The following is a 25,209-nucleotide window of genomic DNA, read 5'->3' as shown; positions in this document are numbered from 1 at the left end:
TAATAGTCAGATATTCTGTACTTGCATAGTATAACTATAGTATCAGTGATATTAAAAAAATAACCACTCATTTTTAAACCAAAATGCACTGAACCAAAAATAGTATAACTAAACTAAACAATTATGAAAAACAAAATTACCAAGTTATTTAAACGAAGCTTCTTACTCGGGGTTTTACTCTTATTTATGGGCTTTCATGAAGCTAAAGCGCAACAAACCATTTCCGGTACTGTTGTAGATCAATCTGGCATAGGTGTTCCAGGAGCAAATGTTCTAGTAAAAGGAACTTCAAAAGGAGCAGTTACCGATTTTGATGGTAATTTCACTATCAATGCAAAAACTACAGATGTATTAGAGATTTCATTTCTTGGGTACATAAAGCAAATGGTTACTGTAGGAAACCAAACGTCTATTAAAGTTACTATGGCCGAAGACTCATCACAACTAGATGAAGTTGTCGTTATAGGTTATGGTACTGCAAGAAAAAGTGATCTAACAGGTGCCGTTTCACAAGTATCTGCAAAATCTTTTGAAAAACAACCACTAACAAGAGTAGAAGACGCCCTGTCTGGTAGAGCTGCTGGGGTAACCGTATCGAAACAAGGTGGAGCTCCTGGAGCCGCCATTAAAGTAAGAGTTCGTGGTGTTAACTCCATAAACCAAGACAATAGCCCTTTGGTTGTTATTGACGGTATTATTGGAGGTGATTTGAGTACAATTAACCCGAATGACATTGCTACCATGGATGTATTAAAAGATGCTTCTGCTACGGCCATATATGGTTCTCGAGGTGCCAACGGTGTTATTATGGTCACTACAAAAAAGGGTAAAGGAAAATCAAAAATAAATGTGGATTATTTCACAACTATTTCAAAAGTACCTGAATACCTGCCTGTTCTTGGAGCTGCAGATTTCGCAAGAATTGAAAACAGTAGAAGAATACGTGTTGGTGGCTCTGGAATCTTTACAGATGCAGACATTAGCAACCTAGAATCTACGGGAGGTACAGACTACCAAAGAGAGATATTCCAAACAGGGATTTCTAACAACATCCAACTTTCTGCTAGTGGTTCTGAAGGAAATATGAACTACTTCCTTTCTGGAAATTATGTTAACCAAGATGGTATAATAAAAAACACAGGCTATGAAAGATATGCTTTACGTGCTAATATAAACACCAATATATCAGACAAACTTAAAGTTGGTTTAAACATTTTCACTACAAGAGCAACAACTACAAATGACATTGTTGACTTAAATAGATTTCAAGGTAGCTTAGTGGTTAAAGCACTTACTTGGGATCCAACAACACCAATATTTGATGCCAACGGTAATTACAATAGGTTCTCGCTAAATGCGTTAGCCTCATTAAATCAAAATCCGGTTGAGGACATAAATACTGCTGATATTCAAAATGTAAATGATAGGCTTAACGCCAATTTCAACTTAACATATGATATAACTGATAATTTAAGCTATACTTTACTCGCAGGTGCTACTACTATTAATTCTGGAACTGAATCTTATAAATTAGATCATCCATTAAATGATGTGTCTTTTGGAAATACTAAAAGAACCATACATCAAATAAGTAATGTGTTTACATGGAGCAAAGTATTTGCTGATAAGCACGATGTGAAAGCAACTGGTGTTTATGAATTTTCAGGTTTTGAAGATAAATGGAATGCCTATAACGGGAATGATTTATCATTACCATTAGGATACTACTTGGGAGAACTTGCCGCAGCAAGAAATTTCAATAATAATTTTACTAAATCATCCATTGAATCTCTAATGGGTAGAGTAGAATATAATTTTGATCAAAAGTTTTTCCTAACAGGTACTGTACGCTCCGATTCATCTTCTAAATTCCGTGAAGGAAAACGAAATGGTATTTTCCCTTCTTTATCTGCTAAATATAGTTTTAACAATATATTAGAAGATGGTAATGTACTAACCGGGTTGAGTCTTCGTGCTGGATGGGGACAAGTAGGTAACGAGAATGTTGCACCTTATACCACATTTCCAACCATAACAATAAATAGCACATATGCTTTTGATGGTGCCAATGTTGTTCCTGGATCTGCTCCTGATGGTTATGGAAATCCAGATTTAACCTGGGAAACTACAACGCAAACCAACGTAGGTGTAGACCTTGGCTTATTTAATGGTGGAGCAAACATATCATTAGATTACTACAATAAAACAACAGAAGACCTACTATTAGATGTCCCTGTACCAGACACCAACGGAGGAGGTTTCATTACTCAAAATATTGGCGAAATTGAAAATAAAGGTTTCGATATCTCTATTACTAGCACTATTATAAACAATGATAATTTTAATTGGAATTCTACCTTAACATTCTCTCACGTTAAAAATAAAATAGTAGACTTAGGTGGTGTTGATGAAATTCAAGGATCTTTTGAAAGTGTAGATGGAAAACAACGCTACTGGAACAGAATACAGGTTGGAGAACCTATTGGACAATTTTGGGGAACTACTTTTCTTGGCACATGGAAATCTACCGATAACATCCCTGTGGATGCCTCATCAGGCAACCCAATTGCTGTTCCAGGTGATGCCAAATATTTATTAGATGAAGATAATAATTTAGTTTTTGGCAATATAGGTAATGGAACACCAGACACTTTTTGGGGATTTAATAATACGCTTACTTACAAAAGTTGGGATTTAAACATACTTTTTCAAGGTGTTAGCGGGTTTGATGTATTAAACGCCGTTCAAGGTATTATTGTTGGTAATACGGGTAACCAAAGAAGTTTCTTAGCCGCTGACCAAGTTAACCAATGGACATCTACAAACGAAACAGATATTCCTGCTGGAGGTTTAAATGAAATTGGATCTACTAGATATGTTGAAAAAGGAGATTTCATTAGATTAAGCAACCTTTCATTAGGTTACACATTCGATAATGTGGTTGATTCTATTGATTATTTAAAACTATACGCTTCTGGTCAAAACTTATTATTAATTACTGATTATTCGGGTTATGACCCTGAACATACATCTAAACCAGCAAGTGCAGACGCAGGAGGTAATGTTGATACTGCTGCAGGTATTAATGTTGGAGCGTATCCAAACCCACGCACCTTCTCTATTGGTGTGAAAATTGGATTTTAAAAATAAATATCAAAAAAATATAAATTACAAATTATGAAAAACATTAAATTTTTCAATCTGACAAATGCAAAGATGCTATCTGCATTTATTCTATTGTCAGTATTATCAATACAAAGTTGCGCAGATTTAGATGAAGACCCAACCCTTTCGAGGTTGGCTCCAGGTCAATACACGCTTCAAGAAGAATTAGAACTTGGTGTAACCGGTATTTATTCTCGTTTAAGAAATGCATCACAATGGTCTACCTTTTTTGTTAACGGTTGGTCCGGCGATGATATTACTACACATCGTGTAAGTAATAAAGAAGATTTTAGAGAGTTCGATCAACGCTCAATAGCTCCTACTAATGGAAGAATTTCTTCAAATTGGAGAGATATCTACGCTATGGTTAGGGCCGCAAATAATGTACTTGAAAGTTCAGAAGGTTTACAATTAACCGATCAAGATGCCCAAAATAGATTACTTGGAGAAATTTATTTTTTAAGAGGAACTATGTTTTTTCACTTAACTAGAATACATGGTGCTATTCCTTTACCATTAACTTCTATTCCCGATTTCGAAATTGGACTATCTACACAAGAGGAAGTTTATGCTCAAATAGAAGCAGATTTATTACAAGCTGAAACACTATTACCAGCTGTTTATCCAAATGTACAGCCTGGTGCTCCTCGTCCAAATTCCGGATCTGCAAGAGCTTTACTAGCACGTTTATACCTTGACTGGGCTGGGTTTCCTGCGAAAGACACATCTAAATATGAACAAGCAGCAACAAGTGCACAAACCGTAATGAATAATGCATCTTCTCATGGTTTTGCTTTAGTTGATGATCTAGAAGACTTATGGTTGCTCTCAAATAGATTTAATAACGAAAGTATTTGGACTATAGCTTATAATAAAGCTAGCGAATTGCATAACCGTAAATATGGTAAATTAGGTAACCCATCAGATGTTGGTGGTTGGCAAGAAACTTTTGCTGAAATTAGATTTTTTGAAGATTTCCCTGAAGGCCCACGTAAAGAAGCAACATATAGAACTGATGGCGTATGGGGCAATTGGGAAAATTTTACAGATCAAGCAACACCTGTATTCAAAAAAATAGCAGGTCCAGAAGGTGATATCCCACTATCTGATTTCAATACGGATAGAAATGATTTTTATATGAGATATGCTGAAGTATTATTAATTTATGCTGAAGCATCAGGTCGTTCTGGAAATGTTACTCCTGCATCTTGGGAAGCCCTTAACAAAATTAGAAGAAGAGCTGCTGGATTACCGTACAACACAGCAAATGCTTCGGTAGATTTAACTAGTGGAGATATCGCAGAATTAGCATTCATGGAACGTAAATGGGAATTTGCAGGCGAATGGATAAGATGGAACGATTTGGTTAGAACGGAACGCGTTCAACAAGCCCTGTCTAACAGAGACCCACAAGTATCCCGTAATTCTAGCGGAGTCCTTTTAGACGTTCAAAATCCTATTTTAGGATCTTTAGGTACCGACAATTATTTTGCTCCTATTCCGCAAAATGAGGTTGATTTAAATCCTAATTTAAAAAAATAGTTTATTTATTTATTTTAGTTTAAAAAGCGGTAAGAAATTAGTACTCCTTATCGCTTTTTTATTTTCTAACTTACCCAATTATGTTTTTATAATTATTAACAAATTTTATTCAAAAAATGAAACATACTATAAATCTCAAAATTATTAGATATTTATTAATATTTCTTTTTGTTAATTTATCGTTCTTTAATTGTAAAAATGTTGAACCAGACGATTCATTAGAAACAAAAAAAAACACTGAAAATCAACTATTTACTAAACTTCTATCAAAAGATACAGGTATAAATTTTATTAACGAACTTAATGAAACCATCGATGCCAATTACTTTCAATATAACTACATGTATATTGGAGGTGGGGTTGCAAGTGGAGATATAAATAATGATGGTTTAATCGATTTATTTTTCACTTCAAATTCTAATGGTAATAAATTATACCTCAACAAAGGCAATTTTCAATTTGAAGATATTTCAAAACAAGCAGGAATTATACACAAAGAAGGTTTTGATACGGGCGTTACCTTTGTAGATGTTAATAGCGATGGCCTTTTAGATATATACGTTTCCCGTGGAGGTTGGATTGATGAAGACAACAAGTTCGCCAACTTACTTTACGTTAACAATGGCGATTTAACGTTTACCGAAAAAGCAGAAGAACTGGGCTTAGCAGATAACAATAGAACCATTCATACTATTTTCTTCGATTATGATAATGATAATGATTTAGATGCTTATGTTTCTAACGCAGCCGATGTTGTAAACCGAAACCAAACTGAAGTTTTAGATTTAAAAACTATTCAAAAAGACCCTAAAACTATTCAACTTAAAGGTAGCGATAGGCTCTATAATAACGATGGTACCGGCCATTTTACAAACGTAACAAAAAAAGCAGGTATACTACCAGAAATAGCCTTTGGGCTTAATCCACAAGTACTTGATTTAAATAATGATGGTTGGCTTGATATCTATGTAAATAACGATTTCAATATGCCAGACTTTGTATATGTAAATAACGGTAATGGCACGTTTACAGAAAACAGAGAACATGTTGTAAAACACATGGCTTTTAATAGTATGGGCGGAGATGTTGCTGATATTAATAATGATGGCTATTTAGATTTGATGACGTTAGACATGAATCCAAAAGACTATATACGCTCTAAAACAACTATGGGAATGACATCTATTAGTCAATTTGAAAAAATGACTAATAGTGGATATCATTACCAATACATGCATAATATGCTGCAACTTAATAATGGTAACGGCACCTTTAGCGAAATTTCTAAAATGGCCGATGTTGGTGATACCGACTGGAGTTGGGCATTATTAATGGCAGATTTTGATTTAGATGGATTAAATGATATTTATGTTACCAACGGTGTTTTTAGAGATGTTATAGATAGAGATTCTAACAATAAAATACTAGAACAATTGAGGGCTAATGGAAGAAAGCCTACTAAAGAAGATTTTCTTAATTATGCAAAAATGCTACCTCAACAAAAATTGGTTAACTACTTTTTTAAAAACAATGGCAATTTAACTTTCGAAGACGCCTCTAATACTTGGGTAGATCAAACCCCTACTTTCTCCAACGGAGCTGTATATGCCGATTTAGATAACGATGGTGATTTAGATATTGTTGTAAATAATATTAACGACGAAGCAACAATTTTAAAAAACAATGCTACCGATTTAAACAAAGGAAACTTCTTAAATATAACTTTTTCTGGTCCAGAAAAAAACAAGTTTGGCATAGGCGTAAAAGCTATTATACACACAGAAAAAGATAAAAAAATAGTTAGACAACTTATAAATACTCGAGGCTTTTTATCTAGTGTTTCTAATAAGTTACACCTTGGCTTAGGGCATTTAAATACTATTGAAAAAGTTGAAATACTTTGGCAAGATGGTAGAAGACAAGAATTGCAAAATGTAGCTTCCAACCAATCCTTAAAAATAAATTATAAGGATGCCAGCTTAAACTTAGAAACAGGGCTAGAAACACAAAAAACACTATTTAAAGCTATGGCATCAAATTACGGCCATAAAGACCCTTATTTTAATGATTATGAGAAACAAGTACTTCTCCCTCATAAATTATCTCAAACAGGACCAGCACTAGCAAAAGGAGACATTAACGGCGATGGTAATGAAGATGTTTTTATAGGTGGTGGCCACAACCAAGCAGGATACATATTAATGGGCCAGAATTCCGGGAGTTTTAAAAATGGGAACAATCACATTTTCACAAAAGACAAACACCAGGAAGATACTAGCGCTACGTTTTTTGATACTGATAATGATGGAGATTTAGACCTTTACGTTGTAAGTGGTAGTTATGAATTTGACAAAAACCCAAAAATGCTGCAAGACCGATTGTATATTAACAATGGCACTGGCAAATTCACCAAATCTACTAATTTACCAGAAATTTACTCTGCGGGCTCTGTAGTAACCCCTTCAGATTATGACAATGATGGTGATATAGATCTCTTTGTCGGAGGCCGTGTTATACCCGGGAAATATCCGTTTTCTCCAGAAAGTTATCTATTAATTAATGATAATGGTACGTTTACAAACGCTACAAAAACTCTTGCTCCAGAATTAGAAGTTATCGGTATGGTTACCGATGCTAATTGGTTTGATATTGATAAAGATGATGATTTAGATTTAATTGTAACTGGGGAATGGATGGGTATTGAAATATTTCTAAATACATCCGGAAAATTAGAAAAATCTGAGGCTTATAAATTACTTAACAACACAAAGGGATGGTGGAATAAACTTCTAATAACTGATATTGATAACGATGGAGATAACGATATTGTAGCTGGCAATTTGGGATTAAATTACAAATTTCATGCTTCCAAAGAAAAACCATTTCATATTTACACTTCAGATTTTGATTATAATGGATCGCAAGACGTCTTTTTAGCAAAATATTATAAAGACAAACAAGTGCCTGTTAGAGGAAAAGGGTGTACAGCTCAACAAGTACCACATTTAAAATCTAAAATAAAAAGCTATCAAGATTTTGCAAATAGAGACCTTGAAGGTATTTTAGGTCCTGGCATAAAATCGGCATTACACTATAAAGCAACTGAATTTAGATCTGGTATTTTTATTAATGAAGGAGATAATAACTTTACATTTTCGCCATTTTCAAACCAGGTACAAACATTCCCAATAAATAGTATTTTATATGAAGATTTTGATAAAGATGGATCTAAAGATTTATTGCTTGCTGGAAATAATTACCAGTCTGAGGTTGAAACAACACGCGCCGATGCAGGAACGGGAGCATTCTTAAAAGGTAATAATAAAGGTGGTTTCAATTATATATCACATCTTAAAACAGGCTTTTTTGTAGATAAAGATATTAGAGATATGATTGTAGTAAAAACTGGAAATGAAAAGATTATTATAGTTGCCAACAATAATGATACACACAATTTATTTAAAGTTAACAACTAAGCTTAATTAAAAAACCTCCGTTACTTTTCTTACCACTGTTTCTGGAGTAATACTTCCCGCAGCTTCTTTGTAGTTTTCTGGATATTTATTACCGAAAATAGAAGTTGGTATTTCGGGAAATTCATCTTTATTAGCGACTAAAGCATAATCGTTAGGTTGATTAAATGGTGCAAAACCAGCAAACGGATGTGTTACACCCCAAATAGTTATTGTTTTTACGCCCATCATGGCTGCCATATGCGCGTTTCCAGAATCCATGGCCAACATACCATCTAAATTAGAAATAAGGTCTAATTCTTCATTTAAATTAAGTTTTCCAGCAGCGTTTACAACATTATCAAAGCTGTTCTCAATAGCAGTAAGCGCTTCAATTTCTTGCTTACCTCCACCAAATAAAACAATTTGATAATCTTTAGAAAGAGCCTCAATAACTTGTTTCATTAAGTTTAGAGGATACATTTTACCTGCATGAGCAGCAAAAGGAGCAATACCTATTATTTTTTTAAAATTATGTCCCAAAAACACTTGCATTTCTGTGCTTAAAACGGCGCGTTCAGGAAAGGTTGGATTAGACAAATCTAAATTATAACCTAGTTTATTAAAAACATCAGCGTAACGTTGATGCGTGGTTTTTAGTTGCTGAAAATTTTCACCAGAAACCAAAGCTTTCTTCTCGGCTCTGCCTTTATCAATCTGTATAGTCTGCTTTCCGAAGAAAAATAATTTTAGAATTTGACTTCGTAAAACATTGTGCAAATCGGCAATGGCATCAATTTTAAAAACTTTTAATTCATTTGAAAGTTTCCAAAGCCCCAAAACACCTTTATGCCTCTTTTTTACTTCAGCCGGAAAAACGGTAACATTAGATAAATCTCGAAAAAATGGCGCAAAAAACTCTCGTGTTAAAACCGTAATTTTTATGTCTGGATAATTTTTAATTAAAGCGCGTAAAACAGGCACCGTCATCGCCACGTCTCCCATAGCAGACAAGCGAATAACTAATATGTGTTGTTTTGGTTTAACCATTTAATTTAAGCACTAAAAAAAACGGACTGAGCCAAAATAAAGCACCGTCCGTTTTATAATTTCACTAATTATTTTTGCCCTCTTAATACAGGGTTTAATTCATCGTCGTTGTACATTTTCATTTGTTTGTACACCTTCATGTATTTATCACCTTTTTCAATATCGGCTAAAAGCGTATCAATTGCTGTAGACAAATCTACACGTTGCTCTAACAAAATATCTAGTTTTGTTTGGCAAGCAGCTCTATGACTATCGGTAGCATCTGTACGTGTTGCCTCCTCATTCATATGGTATACTTTTAAAGCCAAAATCGATAAACGATCGACACCCCAAGCTGGACTTTCTGTATTGATAGTTGCACCTTCCTTAACCTCAACATCCTTGTATTTCTCAAGAAAATAACTGTCGATATATTCTACCATATCCGTTCTATCTTGGTTTGATGCATCAATTTTACGCTTTAAAGTTAACGCTGCTACAGGATCTATTTGTGGGTCACGAATAATATCTTCATAATGCCATTGCACTGTATCAATCCAACATTTTCTATATAGCAAATGCTCTAGTAAATCACTTTCCGCGTAAGCGTTAGTAAAAGGCTGATCGACTGTATTAATAATGTGGTATTTTGCAATAACCTCTTGAAAAATTTTATTAGCTTTAGTTGTAAACATATTGTATAAATTTTAAAGTACAAATATACTTGATATTTACTTAACTTTACTGTTAGAAACTCGAACAACATCATGCATATTCATCATTTATCTGAACAAAACTCCGTACTCAACACGTTTCTTTCTGAAATGAGAAACATTGACATTCAAAAAGACAGTATGCGTTTCCGTAGAAATATTGAGCGTATAGGTGAAATTTTAGGTTATGAAATGAGCAAATCTTTCAATTTTAAAGTCGCTACAATACAAACACCTTTGGGAGATTGTGTTATTAATGAAATTGATAATAACATTGTGCTCTGTTCTATTTTAAGAGCGGGCGTACCTTTACACAACGGCTTGCTAAATTATTTTGACACTGCCGAAAACGCCTTTATTTCAGCTTACCGACACCATAAACATGAGCCGGAAAGTTTTGAAATTATAGTAGAATATTTAGCGTGCCCAAGCTTAGAAAACAAAACACTAATTCTTGCAGATCCCATGTTGGCAACAGGGCAATCTATGCTTGCTACTTTTGAGGCTTTACAACCATTTGGAACACCAAAAGAAGTACATTTAGCTTGTATAATTGGCGCACAAGAAGGTGTCGATTTTGTTGAAAACCATTTTGACAAAAACACTCATTTATGGATTGCTGCAATTGACGAAAAGCTGAATAATAAAGGCTACATTATACCTGGACTTGGTGATGCTGGCGATTTAGCTTTTGGAGAAAAACTACAGCAATAGCAGTACAAAAGGTAAAATAAATAAAACAGCAAGGAATATTTCCCTAAACCATTTGTCTTCTATAATCTCGATGTAATTGGTAATAATTATAGTCAACGGAGCAAAAACAAACAAGAATTCGCTACCATCTTTTACCGGTGCCAATATTACAATTACACCAGCTATTATTGCAGAAACTAAAATAGATTTAAAGGAAACTCTAAATGCTTTTTTCTTTTCTTTAATACTGTTTATGTAATACAGAGACGACCAAATACCAAAAGACAATAGAATGGTTATAGCAACAATATATGCAGCTGAATTATAACTATTAAAGTTTAAACTTATTTCTGGCAAGCTCTTAAACGTATCGAAAAAACTATCGTAAAGCATAATAGAAATGCCCGAAGTAATAATAAAAACCGTTGCTGCTCCAATAAACGGAATTACCCAATGGTTTATTTTTATATCATTGTAAAACGCTAAAGACACTAAAATTAATAGAAAAAACAAGATGGCCCAAAAGTAAAATAAAGCAGCTATAGCAAACCAAAATGAGGCATCAAATAATTTTTTATTCACCTCAATTTGAGAGCGTAAGCTTATAACACGTCGCAAACCCAACAATACAAAAAAGTTAGAAAACAGAATATTAATATTACTTGTAGTTTGTGTTAATGTGAATAAAAACAAGCTAAATAACAAGATTTCGTAGTTACTTTTTCTGCTTAAACTGTTTTTACTAACTATAAAATTAACAAGTAAAATAGAAGCATAACATACACAAAACAGCCCCAGTTCTTCTAAGATAAAAAGCGCTGTGAAGTGTTCGGTTGGCAAACCTAATCTTCCCACAACAAATGCCAATAACGTAATGAAAAATACGATAATGAAATTTATTGGTTGAGATTTACTAAAAATACTTGTAATCATTAACTCTTTTTGTATTTTTGCTACGTAAATATACTAACAATCTAACCAAGTTAGAAAATAATATACCACACATGAAAGATTTCTTTTACGCAATACAGGATTTATTTGTTAATGTTCTTTTAACTCCTATGGATGCTTTAAAAGCTTTAGAACTTGAAAACTGGTTCGCAGCAAGTACTATTTCTTGGATTTTTGTAATCATTGGCTTTGCAGCTATGGTTTACTGGATGTTACAATTAAAAAGCTTTAGCGATAATAATGAGGAAGATAAAAGTATCTCTGCTCATTCTTACCTATAAATCGAATCCAATATCTTTACGATAATTCATCTTATCAAAATGTAGTTTATCTATATTTTGGTAAGATTTTTTTATGGCCTCTTGGTACGTATCTCCATACGATGTAATAGCCATAACACGTCCACCAGAAGTTACAATTTTACCATCTTGAAGTTGTGCCCCTGCATGAAAAGCGATAGAATCTTCAATAGTATCAACACCAATAATTTCCTTACCCTTCTCATAAGCTTCTGGATACCCACCAGATACTAACATAATAGTTGTTGCAGCACGCTCGTCTATTTCAATGTTAATAGTATCTAAAGTACCGTTTGCCATAGCTTGTAGAATTTCAACAAAATCATTCTTTAATCTAGGTAAAACAACTTCCGTTTCCGGATCCCCCATACGCACGTTATATTCAATAACTTTTGGGTCGTCACCAACTTTTATTAAGCCGATAAATACAAAACCTACATATGGTAAGTTATCTTTTTTAAAGCCATCAATTGTTGGTTTTACAATACGTTCCTCTATTTTGCTTAAAAACTCATCGGTAGCAAACGGTACCGGAGACACTGCTCCCATACCACCAGTATTTAAACCAGTATCTCCTTCACCAATACGCTTATAATCTTTAGCCGTTGGTAAAATTTTATAGTTTTCACCATCAGTTAACACAAAACAGCTTAATTCTATACCGTCTAAAAATTCTTCGATAACTACTTTATTACTAGCTTGGCCAAATTTAGCATCAACCAACATGCTTTTTAGCTCGGCTTTAGCTTCATTTAAATCATTAAGAATAACAACACCTTTTCCTGCAGCCAATCCGTCTGCTTTTAATACGTACGGCGCGTTTAACGTTTCTAGAAAATCATAACCTTTTTCAACAGTTTCTTTTGTGAAACTCTCGTAAGCTGCCGTTGGAATGTTGTGGCGGTATAAAAATTCTTTTGCAAATTCTTTACTTCCCTCTAATTCTGCTGCTACTTTTTGCGGCCCAATAACAGAGACATGCTTTATAGCATCATCATTCAAGAAAAAATCGTGAACACCTTGTACTAAAGGATCTTCAGGACCAACAACAACCATATCGATTCCTTTGTCTACCACCAATTCTTTTATAGCTTCAAAATCGGTTACTCCAATATTAACATTGGTTGCCACATTTGCTGTTCCCGAATTCCCAGGAGCAACAAACAGATTATTACATAAAGGACTTTGAGCAATTTTCCAAGCAAATGTATGTTCTCTTCCGCCTGAACCAAGAATTAATATGTTCATTATTTTTAATGTTTTTCTACTTCCGTTTACACGGAAATAACAAATTATTGATTATTGTTTTTTCGTAATTTTCAAAAGACAAAAATAAAACTAATGCCACGAAAACACGAATATTTTTTATTTACTTTACAAAAACTATTTTACTTACTTTTATTTTGAAATTATTCAACTTGTCTTTAAAATTAAAAGGCTTCCCGATAAAGGAAGCTCAAGCCTTTTTGAAAACGATTAAAAAAAAGCAAGAATTAGATTTTGATGCATATCTTGAAACATCAAAACAAGTTATTGTTAACCATCATTTAAAACATAATCCTTTTTATAGAGACTTAGCAAAACATGCAGATGTGAATGACTGGGACACATTACCAGTTATGACCAAATATGACTTACAGCAACCTTTAGAACAAAGGCTTTCTAATGGTTTTTCAACTAAAAACATTTTTATCAATAAAACTTCAGGCTCCTCGGGCACACCCTTTGTTTTTGCTAAAGATAAATTTTGCCATGCTTTAATTTGGTCTAATTTTATGGATAGATATAGTTGGTTTAATTTAGATTTAAATCGATCTAAACAGGCAAGGTTTTATGGCATTCCGTTAGATAAAAAAGGCTATTACAAAGAACGTATCAAGGATGAATTAAGTAATCGTTTTCGGTTTTCGGTTTTCGATTTAAGCGATGAGCAACTAGCAAAGAATGTAGAAAAATTCAGAAACACATCTTTCGATTATATTAATGGTTATACAAGTTCTATTGTTCAATTCGCAAAATATTTAGAACAAAAACATATTGTATTGAAAACTATTTGTCCATCATTAAAAGCTTGCATTGTTACTTCTGAAATGCTTTTTACTACAGACAAAACCCTTTTAGAAAAACAACTTGGCATTCCCGTTATTAACGAATATGGTGCTGCAGAACTTGGTTTAATTGCTTTCCAAAACCAAAAAGACGAATGGATTGTAAATACCGAAGATTTATTTATTGAAATTCTAGACGACAAGAACAATGCTCTACCTTACGGCGAAGAAGGACGCGTTGTTATTACGTCGCTTTACAATAAAGCACATGCCTTTATTCGGTACGATTTAGGCGATATTGGTATGCTATCTAATATAAGTACACCGCAAAAACCCATACTTAAAAAATTAATAGGACGAACTAGCGATTTAGTTAAACTCCCTAGCGGAAAAAAAGCTGCGGGACTTACATTTTACTACGTTACAAAAACCATTATGGAAAACTCCGGTAACGTAAAAGAGTTTATTATTGAGCAACTGAAATTAGATACTTTTAAAATTAGTTATGTTAGTAAAACATCTTTAACAGAAAAGCATACTACTGAAATCAAAAAGGCCATTTCGAAATATTTAGAACCAAACCTTGTTGTAAATTTTGAAAGAAAAGAAAAACTAACACGTTCTAAAAGCGGGAAACTAAAGCAATTCAGCTCTTATTTAGCTTAACAATTTGCTTCGATTTCACAAAAAAATGTTCTCTCAAAAACACCAACATACACCAAGTTGATTTTAAAGTAGAAAAGCCTAGCCCTTTTTTATAAACCCAATAATTATGTTTTACTAAGCTCAATTTATTAGCAGACATAGAATTTTGATGCACACGGTAATAAGCTAAGGGCTCTTGAACACCTCTAGCGTCTTTTCCCGACTTTTTAATTGCAGCCAACCATAAGAGCCAGTCTTGACGTTTTCTTAGATTAGGAGCTGTTATTTCACCTAAAACTTTAGCGTTATACATACCTGTTAAATTTCCAACGTAATTACTTTTTAAAAGTTTGGGATAACTTAAACTCTTTAGCGCTTTCACTTCTGTGTTTAGTAATTTTCCGTCTTGATCAATTAATTGATAACTAGTAAAAGAAACATGACAGTTTTCTTTTTGCATGAAAGCAATTTGAGTTTCAAGTTTTTTAGGGTGCCATAAATCATCGGCATCTAAAAACGCAATGTAATCGCCCTTTGCAAGTTGCCCCCCTTTATTCCGAGATACAGCAGCACCAGAATTCACTTCATTTTTAAGAAGTTTTATATTGGTATGTATTTCTAAAAAGGGTTGAATTATTTTTAAAGTACTATCGCTAGAACAATCATCTATTAAAATAAGTTCCCAGTTTTTATAGGTTTGACTTATAACACTGTTTATAGTTTCTGAAATAAAATCTTCAGAATTAAACATGGGCGTTATAATAGTAACTGAAGCTGTCAAAATTTTTAGCGTTAATAAGCCTTCTCTTCGCCTTTTATTGCATTTACAAAGGTTTGTATCACAATTTTAATATCGAGTAGTAACGACCAGTTTTCAATATAAAAGATATCATATTTTACACGATTTATAATATCCTTATCTTCTTCTATTTCTCCACGCATACCACTTACCTGAGCTAAACCTGTAATCCCTGGCTTTACAAAATGGCGCACCATAAATTTATCAACTTTACGGGCATACAAGTTAGTATGACTTACCATGTGAGGTCTTGGCCCAACAACAGACATATCTCCAAAGAGCACGTTAAAAAACTGAGGCAGCTCATCTATACTCGTTTTTCTAATAAAAGCACCCATTTTTGTTATACGCATATCGCCTTTGGTTGCTTGGTGCAAATGTGCATCTTCATTAGGCGTCATAGACCTAAATTTATAACAATCGAATTCTTTATAATTAAAACCATTTCTAGATTGCTTAAAGAACACAGGCCCTTTTGATTCTAGTTTTATTAAAATAGCTATTATTGGAGTTAACCAAGATAGAACAAATACAATTATAGAAGACGCAAATAATATATCAAAAACACGCTTAACAACTTTGTTTATAGGCTCTTGAATAGGAATACTACGAAATGATAAAATTGGAATATAATCGTAATATTCATACTTCAATTTTCTTGAGTATATATCTTTATTATCTGGTATAAACTTAAGTTCTCGCAGATTATTATCTGCAAAATCGGCTAATCTGTTTATCTGCTTATTAGATAATTCAGCTACTGATGAATATATTTCGTTGATATCATTTTCAATAACATAGTTAAAACACTTCTGAAGTGAGAAATCGTCATCCTTAACTGTAAATTGTTTTTGGAATTTGTATCCAAAATCTTGTCGTTTGTTGAAAATATTAATTAACTGTCGTGTTTTTTCGTTATCTCCAATTACTATAACATTCCTAATATTCCCTCCTAAAGTTGACCTATACTTATTCAACAAAAAGAAAATAAGAAACTTAAAAAAACTAATTAGTAAAAACACACATATTAGATAATTACCTAATTCTAGTCTACTAATGTTTGGTTGTTTAAAAACGCCAATAAAAGCATAAAGAATTATAGCAAAAAATAACATTTGCCTAAAAAGCAAAGCAACTATTTGAACTATTCTAGTATGCCTATGTACTTCATAAAAATGACTTGTAAATGCTATAATAATCCAGAAAACACCAACATAACTTAAGAAACCATATATATGCGTAATATTTATGGAGAACAAAAATACGCAACCAATAATAATACTTAAATCTAATAAGTAGGAAATAGGCGTTATAAAACCCGAATATCTGCTTTGTTTAAACATACTTAATTAGACTAATTCCTTATATGGTTTTCAAAATTTTTATGCTCGCTTTTTAACAACTCTTCGGCCGATAAGGTTTTAAAATAATTAAAAGTGAGTTTCATCCCTTCTTCTCTATCGATTTTGGGAGACCAATTTAGTAATTTTTTCGCTAACGAGATATCAGGCTGCCTTTGTAACGGATCGTCAACAGGTAATTCTTTATAAATAACCTTCTGATCGGTTCCTGTTAATTTTATTATTTCTTCAGCAAAATCTTTAATAGAAATTTCGTGAGGGTTTCCAATATTAACAGGTTCGCTATAATCACTTAGTAATAATCGATAAATACCTTCTACCTGATCGTCTACATAACAAAAGGATCTAGTTTGAGAGCCATCACCAAAAACAGTAAGGTCCTCTCCCCTCAACGCTTGCCCCATAAAAGCAGGAATAACTCTACCATCGTTTAAACGCATTCGTGGTCCATAAGTGTTAAATATGCGTACAATTCTAGTTTCGAGTCCATGAAATCTATGGTAAGCCATAGTTATCGATTCTTGAAAACGCTTAGCCTCGTCGTACACTCCTCTCGGACCAATAGTATTTACGTTACCGTAATATTCTTCTGTTTGTGGATGTACTAATGGATCGCCATAAACCTCGGATGTTGAAGCTATTAATATTCTTGCTTTTTTAGCTTTTGCTAACCCGAGTAAATTATGAGTCCCTAAAGATCCTACTTTTAACGTCTGAATCGGGATTTTTAAGTAATCGATTGGACTTGCTGGAGAGGCAAAATGTAATATATAATCTAATCCTCCCTCAATTTTAATAAACTCGGTAACATCGTGCTCTATAAAATCAAAGTTTGGATTTTCTTTTAAGTGAACAAGGTTTTTAGGATCTCCAGTAATATAGTTATCCATTCCAATAACATGGAAGCCTTCTTTTATGAATCGATCGCAGAGGTGAGATCCTAAAAATCCTGCTGCTCCTGTTATTAAAACGTTTTTCATAATTTAATTTCCGCTACCTATTTTGTAATATGTAAAACCTATAGTTTCCATAAGCGTTTTATCTAACACCCCTCTACCATCGAATATAAAAGCTGGCTTTTGCATGCCATTATATATTTTTTGCCAATCGTAAGTTTTAAAAACATCCCATTCAGTTAAAATAGCAACGGCGTGTACGTTATGGCAGGCTTGATATTGATCTTTCTTTACACTTAACAAGGTTCTATTCTCTTGAGGATCACGACTGTTTAAATATTCTAAATCGGCATAAATACGTTCTTCTACAACTTTAGGGTCAAACACAGAAATTAAAGCTTGTTCGTTTAAGAGATTATCAGCAACTTTAATTGCCGGAGATTCCCTGGTATCGTTTGTATCTTTTTTAAAGGCCCAACCTAAGAATGCTATATTTTTACCAGAAACAGTATTATAAAGTGTTTTTACAATATTATCAGAAAATCGATTTTTTTGATGCTCATTCATTATAATAACTTGTTCCCAATAATCGGCCACTTCATCTAAACCATAACTTTTAGCTATATAAACCAAATTTAAAATATCTTTCTGGAAACATGAACCACCAAAACCAACAGAGGCATTTAAAAATTTAGAACCAATCCTACTATCCATACCTATGGCTTTTGAAACCTCGCGAACATCGGCGCCTGTTTTTTCACAAATTTCAGACATCGCATTTATAGATGATACACGTTGTGCTAAAAATGCATTTGCTGTAAGTTTAGATAACTCGGAAGACCATAAATTTGTGGTTAATACTTGTGCTTTTGGAATCCAGTTTGTATATATTTCAACTAAAGACTGTACGGCTTTCTGCCCCTCGTTAGTAGCAGTATCTCCTCCAATTAATACTCTATCAGGAAATAACAAATCTTGAACAGCTGTACCCTCAGCTAAAAACTCTGGGTTTGATAATATTTGAAATTGTACACCATTACCTGTATTATCTAAAATACTTTTAATAGCAGATGCTGTTCTCACTGGTAATGTTGATTTCTCAACAACAATTTTATCTTCCTTAGCCACTTGTGCTATTTGTCTAGCACATAATTCAATATATTTTAAATCGGCAGCCATACCTTTTCCCTTCCCATATGTTTTAGTAGGGGTGTTTACTGAAATAAATATCATTTCAGCCTCATCAATGGCTTTATTTACATCTGTTGAAAAAAATAAATTTCTACCTCTAGTTTCTTTTACAATTTCTGCCAAACCTGGTTCAAAAACAGGTAAAGCGTCAAAATTATTCGAGTTCCACGCCGCAATTCTGGCTTCATTTATATCTACAATGGTTACTTTAATGTTTGGGCACTGTTTGGCTATTACTGCCATAGTTGGACCTCCAACGTAACCAGCTCCAATACAACATATGTTTTTAATATTCATTTATATTATTCGTTTAATGATAATTGTAAATCTAGAACAGTAATAATAATTACTATAAGAAATTTAAAGTTTTTCGATGAAATCATTCAAAACTTTATCTTTAGAAAATTTTTCTTCAACATACAATTTAGCACCTTTACCTAATTTAGTACATAATGCTTTATCTTCTTTTAAAATCTTAATTTGATCTATAACCTGATTTGTGGACTCTCCATCGAAATAAAAACCACCATGTGAATCTTCAAAAACCATAGCAACTTCACTCTTTATGTTTCCGGTTACAATTGATGGTTTCGCACTAGCCATCATGCCAAGTATTTTGGACGGCATCACGGTATCTATAACATCTGTTTTCTGAAACAATATATGCACATCTGCACTAGAAAGCAAACTTGCTAATTCGGCATAAGGCACCAAATTAAAATGCTTTACAAAGTTAAAGTCTTTTATTTTTTCTAGTACGTTTTCTTTTTCAGCACCTTCTCCCACTAAGATAACCTCGACATCTGATAATTTCTCTAACTTTTTTAGAACGTTTACAAAGAAGTCCCAATCTTGTTTAGCCCCAATATTACCAGAGTATAAAATTTTGAATTTATTGGATGTTAAATATGGGTGCGTTTCTAATGTTGTTGAGCTAAACTTACTAACGTCTATCCAGTTGGTAAGATAATATGTTTTTGTATCCGTTTTAGCTTTTAGCTTTTTTATCATACCATGACTTATGGTAGATACAATGTCTGCTTTTTTTAAAACAAAGCCTTCAATACTTTGTAAAAATTTAATAACACTTTTTTTATTTCCTTTTAGCAATCCAGAATCTATGGCAGCATCGAATTCAAAGTCTTGAATATGCACCCAATGCTTACACTTATATCTAATTTTTAAAAACCAGCCTAATAGTGCTGAAGTGGTAAATGGTATAATGGATATAACCACATCGGGTTTATTTGTTTTGAAAAGATTTAAAAAATTTCCGAAAGTAAAACTTATTAAATGACGTATTCGTTTAATAAAAGTAGGGTCTTTAGGCACATACTGCTTACTTCTATAAACTTTAACCCCATTTATGGTTTCGTTTACAAAGTAGCCTTTAGATTTATAATCTTCTCTAATTTCCCACTGTGGATAGTAAGGAAAACCTGTAATAACGGTTACATCCAATCCTTTTGAAACCAAATATTCAGCTTTTTGGGTTGTGTACAATCCAATTGCGCTATCCTCTGGGTAATAGTTTATCCCTATTATTGTGATTCTTTTACTCAAAATTCCTTTTCTTTATAAACCTTACCGGTGAGCCCACGTAAACCGAAGCCGCGTCTAAATCTTTAATTACTGTACTTCTTGCTCCAACAACAACACCATCAGCTATTGTTATTCCCGGAGAAACAAAAACATCTGTAGCTAACCAACATCCGTTTCCAATGGTAATTTTCTTAGCCAATATTGGAAAATCAGATTTAGAATAGTCGTGCGTACCAGTGCAAATATAACTTTTTTGAGATATAATAGAGTTTTCGCCAATTTCAATATCGCCTAAACTGTATAATACAACATCATCGCCAACCCAACTATAATCGCCAATTTTAACCTTCCATGGATATGTTATTTGGGCACTTGGTCTAATAATTACTTTCTTACCGATTTGAGCTCCAAAAAGGCGCAATAAAAACCTACGCCATCCATATAAAACATGAGGAGATGTTTTAAAAAAAAGAGATTGGGTAAGCCACCAAAGTTGAACATACCATCCTGGTTTTCCACGAAAATTATCAGGAACTTTAAAGTTTTTAAGTTGATACATTCTTATTTTTTATTAATCATTCTATGATATATTTCCACCCAGTCTTTCATTCTTAAAGACCAAGAATAGTGCTTTTTAACAAAATCGAAAAGTAACCTTCCTCTTTTGTTCCTTTCTCCATCCGACCAATTAAGCACTTTATTTAAAGCTATTTTTAATTCTGATTTGTTAGGGTTAATTAACAAGCCTCCATTTTCATTCCAAGCTTTATTTAAGCCTGTTTGAAACGTTGTTATTACTGGTGTTTTTTCCATAGCAGCTTCTAAGTTCACCATTCCTACGACTTCAGAGTATGATGGTGCAATGAAGACAAAAGCATTTCTAAAAATTTTCTTTTTTTCCTCACCTTTTATTAAACCTAAAAATTGAACTTTTTCTTGAATTCCATACTTATTTACGAGTTGGTCTAATTCCAATTTGTACTCATTAAAGCTACCAACAATTTTCAATACAATGTTATCTGTTTTTAACTCTGCAAAACAACTAATTAATAAATCAATCCCTTTTTTTTCATGTAACCTTCCTAGAAACAGAATATATTTCTCATTTGAGTCTCTTTCTTCAAGATTATCTTCTTTCTCAAAATCTACTAAATTGGGTATTTCTACAAATTTAGATTTTGGAAAAAGTTTGGTTAAGTTTTGTTGTTCATCAAAGGTAATAGCGTGTATTCTATTCGAATTAGTGTATAATTTTTTAGTTAATAAATTAAAATATATTTTCTTTTTATACTTCCCTTTCGTCCAAAGCCATGGTTCAAACATACCATGAGGAGATATAATGTAAGATATATTATTTTTAAAAGCGTACTTAGCCGCAATATATTGAGGAAACATCCATACGCCGTGAATATGAATTAGGTTTATGCTATTTTTTAATACAATATCATTTATTTTAAGGCTCCAGTTTTTAGAGTACACCCAAGGTTTGTTTTTAGCATCGTCTACTAAATAAATACCATCTCCATTTTCTTCTTGTGAGGATAGTATAAAGGACTCAATATTCTCTAATTCGTTTAAATGTTCATTCAAATCTTTTACAACAGTCCTTAAACCACCGCTATTAACACTATAATCTTCAATGATGTGCAGAATTTTCATAAAACGCCTTTGTTATATTCTATATTATTTATTTTGATAGGACAAAATTCTACCTTTAAATGGATACAAAAATAAAACAAATGAAGTGATAAAAGACCATAAAATTATTGGTACTTGTCTTTCTAAAAGGGTTTCGGTGAACATTTGTAAAATAAAAAAACACTGAATCCATAAAATAAAAATGAGTTGATTGTTTATACATGTTTTAATAATGCTGAACAATAATAGTGTTAAGCCAATTATTCCTATGGCACCAACACCTAAATACATACTTATAAATTGATTGTGCGCGTCGTACTTTTTTATTAGAAGATCCTTGTAGTTTTTTTCTTCGTAAATCTTATTAAGATCATTTTGCACATCGCCTATACCTGTACCAAAAAAAGGATTCACCTTAAAGGCTAATTCAATAGCAGATTCTGTAACTCGTTTTCTTTGATCTGTTGAATCATCTTTTGTTCTTTTTTCGCCTTTTATTGAATAATATATTTCTTGGATTTCATAATTAATAGACGGAATTTTATAACAGGAATATATAGCAATTAATGCAAGTGCTGATACTGCAATAATTCTATATTTTAATATTTTCACTTGGTAAAACAAAAACCATAGTAAAAATAAGCCAACAAATGCTACAGCAACCTTACTAATCATTAACACTAATATAACTAAGAATATAAAGCTTGATAAAAAGAAATAAATTTTACTGATTTTATTTTCATGAAATAACTTGCACACAAGTACAAAAGCCACAACAATAATAAGCGAAAAATAAACAGGTTCTAAATTCCAATAGGGAAGATTTGAAGCTGCCGATTTAAAAAAAAACCCTGATGGAAATCTAAAATGGGGGTTGGCAGAGACTTTTACAAAAGGAAGGTAGAGTATATATATTATAGATAGTAATAATGAACTTAGCGTATAAATTAATTGAAATTTAGACCATTTTAACTTGAGTAAAGAAATAGAGTCTTTGTTTAATAAAAAAAAACTAAGAGGTACAATAAGTAAAGAAAGCCTTGTTTCAAAAACTTTAGCCAGCCCATATCCTACATCTTCTGAATATAAAGCTGATACTAAAAACAATAAATAGGGAATAATTGCTATAAAAAACACCTTGTAATTTAAGTTGTTTTTATGGTTATAAAAAAAGCTTATTACGGTTGCTATAAAAAATATAATAACCGGTAATCCTAATAATTTGACTGGCAGCAATGGAAATATTGCAAAAAACAAAAAACTAACTGTTAAATACTTTTTATAAGGTAGATTTCTTAACATTCTAAAATACAATTAACTGATTCTTTTGATTTTGAATTTTGGCAGCATAAAAAAGAACATAAATAGGAAAAAAAACATTTCTTCAGGAAAATAGTGTCCCATTCTTATCAATTTTAGTAAAAAGTAAATAAAGAACCCTGTACATATAGCTTTTTTCTCTGAGGAATAATTTGTGAAATGTGCTTTTAAACCAAGAAACAGAAATATAATTATAAAGAATAACCCAAACAGGCCAAAGTCCGACAAAACCCTTAAAAACAACGAGTTAGCATCCTCTCTATTTAAGTCGTCCATTCCTATAATATAAATAAAATCGGGTATATTTAATTCTTTTATATAATAATCGTGCCTGTAACCAAACGAGCCTAACCCAGTGCCTATAATATAATCACCAAAATTATTTACTGCTACGTAACCATTTTTTAATAATGCGTAAGTGCTAATATTAACCTGCCTAGAAAATGTTTGAGTTTGAAATACTTCTAGGTTTTCTAAAGTTGAGTTTAATCTAGATTGAAAATGATCATTGTTCTGTAAAAAAGGAATAACTATAAAGAACGGGATTATGGTAAAACCTAAATATTTTAACGTTTCCTTTCGTAAGAATAGAAATAATAAAATAATTAAAACGCCTATATATCCCAATGAAGACTTGGCTAAAATAATACCTAAAAACAGTATAAAAGCATTCCTGTATTTTTTTTGTTTTAAGAAATAATACAATGCTGGTATATTAACAATTATAAACTTAGAAGGTTCAGACATTAAACCATCCATTCGGTTTGTTTCTTTATCTAATAAACCTGTTGGGTAAAAAATAATTGCTATAACACAGAATATTATTGTTAATTTCAGATAGATTTTAAAGAGCTTATTTATATCGTAAACAATGAAAACATTATTAAAATATACAGCTGCAAAAGAGATTCCAATAAATTGCTTAATAAGATAAATTAATGGCGTACCAAATAAAACATAAGTTATAAAACCATGTACCAAAGCAAACCCTAAGAATAAAAATAAATACTTATTCAGCTTAACCCCATATTTTAAATATATCATTAAACTGTTAGTAATTAAAAAAAGATAATAGAGTTTCAAATCAATGATAGGTAGGCCTGTAATTACAAAGCCTTGCATAAAAACCATTAAAACAGAAGTAAACTCAAGGTAAGAGTCTATTGAGAACTTTGTTCTAATTTTAAAATCTGTATTTATCATTTAATAATGGGTTCTTCTTTTTTATTACTTTCTTTTTAGTCTAGTATTAATAAACATAACCTTCTGTTCGTTTAAAATACTTGGCATCTTTAGTAAGTGCTGTAACAGGTTTTGCAGGAATTCCCCCATATAAAACATACTCTTCTTCGTAGGCCTTATTTAACAAGGCTTTTGCTCCTAACACAGAATACGAAGGTAATACGGCCCCACCGAGTATAACACTATTAGTACCAATAAAACTATAATCTCCAATTTTTATAGGCTTACTATCTTGCCTATTATCTTCAATATTTATAGAGTGCGTAAGTAATTGAGAATAATAACCTGCAATAGTTACATAGCTCCCTATGTTTACTTGATTTGTGCAATCTATATGATGATGTTTAGTTATAGCAGAATTATCTCCCAAAATTAATTCACTCCTTCTTTCTTTTTGATGTTTAAAATGTAAAGATTCTGAATTAACAGGAAAACCTGTAATCCAATTTAATCGTGCAATAGATGCATTTTCTCCTAAAACCATTAGTTCTAGGTTTACGGCCACATTTAAGTGTCCTATTTCGCTTCCTTTAGCCATTTTTAACATTCTTGGGTATATATAAGAGAACCCAATTCTAGCTTCAGAATGGATATCATATTTCCAAATTTTTATTAAGAAGAATCGCCTAATTTTCCATGGAAAAAAGAGAATAATGATGGATAATATTTTTTTCACCTTAAAC

20 protein-coding genes are annotated in these 25,209 nt (G+C 32.3%); 6 read left to right on the top strand and 14 right to left on the bottom strand.

What is annotated here, in order from left to right; translation table 11 throughout:
- Positions 1–123 precede the first annotated feature (123 nt).
- The 3 genes from DFQ06_RS11075 (at position 124) to DFQ06_RS11065 (ending at position 8,183) form a co-directional block, all read left to right on the top strand.
- Entirely contained in the window at positions 124–3,144 is a 3,021-nt protein-coding gene (locus DFQ06_RS11075; protein WP_081959129.1) for a SusC/RagA family TonB-linked outer membrane protein, read from the top strand.
- Positions 3,145–3,177: 33 nt separating this feature from the next.
- Positions 3,178–4,707 carry a RagB/SusD family nutrient uptake outer membrane protein gene (locus tag DFQ06_RS11070; RefSeq protein ID WP_083415723.1) on the top strand — a complete coding sequence of 510 codons (1,530 nt, stop codon included), beginning with the start codon at positions 3,178–3,180 and terminating at the stop codon, positions 4,705–4,707.
- A 116-nt stretch (positions 4,708–4,823) separates the two neighbouring features.
- A complete protein-coding gene (locus DFQ06_RS11065) occupies positions 4,824–8,183 on the top strand; it encodes a VCBS repeat-containing protein (RefSeq protein WP_133967732.1) in 3,360 nt (1,119 codons plus the stop codon).
- 6 nt (positions 8,184–8,189) lie between these two features.
- Here the strand turns inward: DFQ06_RS11065 and DFQ06_RS11060 are convergent, their stop codons facing one another.
- The gene (locus tag DFQ06_RS11060; protein ID WP_235833522.1) at positions 8,190–9,209 is read right to left on the bottom strand and encodes a glycosyltransferase family 9 protein; all 1,020 of its coding nucleotides are present in this window, start codon (positions 9,207–9,209) and stop codon (positions 8,190–8,192) included.
- A gap of 68 nt (positions 9,210–9,277) precedes the next feature.
- Positions 9,278–9,883, bottom strand: a complete 606-nt coding sequence (locus DFQ06_RS11055; protein ID WP_074936489.1) for a DUF4254 domain-containing protein — start codon at positions 9,881–9,883, stop codon at positions 9,278–9,280.
- 72 nt (positions 9,884–9,955) lie between these two features.
- On the opposite strand from DFQ06_RS11055, the gene upp reads away from it, so the two are divergent.
- On the top strand, positions 9,956–10,615 hold the full coding sequence (gene upp / locus DFQ06_RS11050) for a uracil phosphoribosyltransferase (protein ID WP_042500692.1): 660 nt from the start codon (positions 9,956–9,958) through the stop codon (positions 10,613–10,615).
- Here the strand turns inward: upp and DFQ06_RS11045 are convergent.
- Entirely contained in the window at positions 10,604–11,527 is a 924-nt protein-coding gene (locus DFQ06_RS11045) for a DUF6427 family protein (RefSeq protein WP_042500689.1), read from the bottom strand. The two genes, upp and DFQ06_RS11045, sit on opposite strands and share 12 nt — an antisense overlap.
- 71 nt (positions 11,528–11,598) lie before the next feature.
- Here DFQ06_RS11045 and DFQ06_RS11040 point away from each other — a divergent pair, with 71 nt between their 5' ends.
- Entirely contained in the window at positions 11,599–11,826 is a 228-nt protein-coding gene (locus DFQ06_RS11040) for a DUF6341 family protein (protein WP_042500807.1), read from the top strand.
- Here the strand turns inward: DFQ06_RS11040 and purD are convergent.
- A complete protein-coding gene (purD, locus tag DFQ06_RS11035) occupies positions 11,821–13,092 on the bottom strand; it encodes a phosphoribosylamine--glycine ligase (protein WP_133967730.1) in 1,272 nt (423 codons plus the stop codon). The two genes, DFQ06_RS11040 and purD, sit on opposite strands and share 6 nt — an antisense overlap.
- Positions 13,093–13,244: 152 nt before the next feature.
- Here purD and DFQ06_RS11030 point away from each other — a divergent pair, with 152 nt between their 5' ends.
- Positions 13,245–14,558, top strand: coding sequence for a phenylacetate--CoA ligase family protein (locus DFQ06_RS11030; protein ID WP_394345343.1), 1,314 nt, complete (start codon positions 13,245–13,247; stop codon positions 14,556–14,558).
- Here the strand turns inward: DFQ06_RS11030 and DFQ06_RS11025 are convergent.
- From DFQ06_RS11025 to DFQ06_RS10980, 10 genes are all read right to left on the bottom strand, one after another.
- Complete coding sequence (locus DFQ06_RS11025; protein WP_133967726.1) at positions 14,539–15,318, bottom strand: glycosyltransferase family 2 protein; 780 nt, start codon at positions 15,316–15,318, stop codon at positions 14,539–14,541. The two genes, DFQ06_RS11030 and DFQ06_RS11025, sit on opposite strands and share 20 nt — an antisense overlap.
- Before the next feature lie 11 nt (positions 15,319–15,329).
- Complete coding sequence (locus DFQ06_RS11020; protein ID WP_133967724.1) at positions 15,330–16,679, bottom strand: undecaprenyl-phosphate glucose phosphotransferase; 1,350 nt, start codon at positions 16,677–16,679, stop codon at positions 15,330–15,332.
- Positions 16,680–16,690: 11 nt separating this feature from the next.
- Positions 16,691–17,677, bottom strand: a complete 987-nt coding sequence (locus tag DFQ06_RS11015) for a UDP-glucuronic acid decarboxylase family protein (protein ID WP_133967722.1) — start codon at positions 17,675–17,677, stop codon at positions 16,691–16,693.
- Between the two features lie 3 nt (positions 17,678–17,680).
- Complete coding sequence (locus DFQ06_RS11010; RefSeq protein WP_133967720.1) at positions 17,681–19,081, bottom strand: nucleotide sugar dehydrogenase; 1,401 nt, start codon at positions 19,079–19,081, stop codon at positions 17,681–17,683.
- Positions 19,082–19,144: 63 nt separating this feature from the next.
- The gene (locus DFQ06_RS11005; protein ID WP_162857650.1) at positions 19,145–20,347 is read right to left on the bottom strand and encodes a WcaI family glycosyltransferase; all 1,203 of its coding nucleotides are present in this window, start codon (positions 20,345–20,347) and stop codon (positions 19,145–19,147) included.
- On the bottom strand, positions 20,340–20,885 hold the full coding sequence (locus DFQ06_RS11000) for a putative colanic acid biosynthesis acetyltransferase (RefSeq protein WP_133967716.1): 546 nt from the start codon (positions 20,883–20,885) through the stop codon (positions 20,340–20,342). The genes DFQ06_RS11005 and DFQ06_RS11000 overlap by 8 nt, the downstream gene beginning before the upstream one ends.
- Before the next feature lie 2 nt (positions 20,886–20,887).
- On the bottom strand, positions 20,888–21,985 hold the full coding sequence (locus DFQ06_RS10995; RefSeq protein WP_133967714.1) for a glycosyltransferase: 1,098 nt from the start codon (positions 21,983–21,985) through the stop codon (positions 20,888–20,890).
- Positions 21,986–22,009: 24 nt separating this feature from the next.
- On the bottom strand, positions 22,010–23,266 hold the full coding sequence (locus DFQ06_RS10990; protein WP_133967712.1) for an O-antigen ligase family protein: 1,257 nt from the start codon (positions 23,264–23,266) through the stop codon (positions 22,010–22,012).
- Positions 23,267–23,278: 12 nt separating this feature from the next.
- Positions 23,279–24,487 (bottom strand): hypothetical protein, encoded by a 1,209-nt coding sequence (locus tag DFQ06_RS10985; protein ID WP_133967710.1) that lies wholly within the window; start codon positions 24,485–24,487, stop codon positions 23,279–23,281.
- A gap of 46 nt (positions 24,488–24,533) precedes the next feature.
- Positions 24,534–25,202 (bottom strand): acyltransferase, encoded by a 669-nt coding sequence (locus DFQ06_RS10980; protein WP_133967708.1) that lies wholly within the window; start codon positions 25,200–25,202, stop codon positions 24,534–24,536.
- Positions 25,203–25,209 lie beyond the last annotated feature (7 nt).

Origin of the sequence: Algibacter lectus, from assembly GCF_004368925.1 — a bacterium.
Lineage (GTDB): Bacteria > Bacteroidota > Bacteroidia > Flavobacteriales > Flavobacteriaceae > Algibacter > Algibacter lectus.
This window is presented reverse-complemented; position numbering and strand designations above follow the sequence as displayed.

Coding starts and splice junctions, on each gene's coding strand:
- DFQ06_RS11010 (WP_133967720.1), bottom strand. CDS start 19,081: ATGAATATTAAAAACATATGTTGTATTGGAGCTGGTTACGTTGGAGGT.
- DFQ06_RS10995 (WP_133967714.1), bottom strand. CDS start 21,985: ATGAAAATTCTGCACATCATTGAAGATTATAGTGTTAATAGCGGTGGT.
- DFQ06_RS11065 (WP_133967732.1), top strand. CDS start 4,824: ATGAAACATACTATAAATCTCAAAATTATTAGATATTTATTAATATTT.
- DFQ06_RS11015 (WP_133967722.1), bottom strand. CDS start 17,677: ATGAAAAACGTTTTAATAACAGGAGCAGCAGGATTTTTAGGATCTCAC.
- DFQ06_RS11070 (WP_083415723.1), top strand. CDS start 3,178: ATGAAAAACATTAAATTTTTCAATCTGACAAATGCAAAGATGCTATCT.
- DFQ06_RS11040 (WP_042500807.1), top strand. CDS start 11,599: ATGAAAGATTTCTTTTACGCAATACAGGATTTATTTGTTAATGTTCTT.
- DFQ06_RS11055 (WP_074936489.1), bottom strand. CDS start 9,883: ATGTTTACAACTAAAGCTAATAAAATTTTTCAAGAGGTTATTGCAAAA.
- DFQ06_RS11045 (WP_042500689.1), bottom strand. CDS start 11,527: ATGATTACAAGTATTTTTAGTAAATCTCAACCAATAAATTTCATTATC.
- DFQ06_RS11060 (WP_235833522.1), bottom strand. CDS start 9,209: ATGGTTAAACCAAAACAACACATATTAGTTATTCGCTTGTCTGCTATG.
- upp (WP_042500692.1), top strand. CDS start 9,956: ATGCATATTCATCATTTATCTGAACAAAACTCCGTACTCAACACGTTT.
- purD (WP_133967730.1), bottom strand. CDS start 13,092: ATGAACATATTAATTCTTGGTTCAGGCGGAAGAGAACATACATTTGCT.
- DFQ06_RS10985 (WP_133967710.1), bottom strand. CDS start 24,487: ATGATAAATACAGATTTTAAAATTAGAACAAAGTTCTCAATAGACTCT.
- DFQ06_RS10990 (WP_133967712.1), bottom strand. CDS start 23,266: ATGTTAAGAAATCTACCTTATAAAAAGTATTTAACAGTTAGTTTTTTG.
- DFQ06_RS11020 (WP_133967724.1), bottom strand. CDS start 16,679: ATGTTTAAACAAAGCAGATATTCGGGTTTTATAACGCCTATTTCCTAC.
- DFQ06_RS11000 (WP_133967716.1), bottom strand. CDS start 20,885: ATGTATCAACTTAAAAACTTTAAAGTTCCTGATAATTTTCGTGGAAAA.
- DFQ06_RS11075 (WP_081959129.1), top strand. CDS start 124: ATGAAAAACAAAATTACCAAGTTATTTAAACGAAGCTTCTTACTCGGG.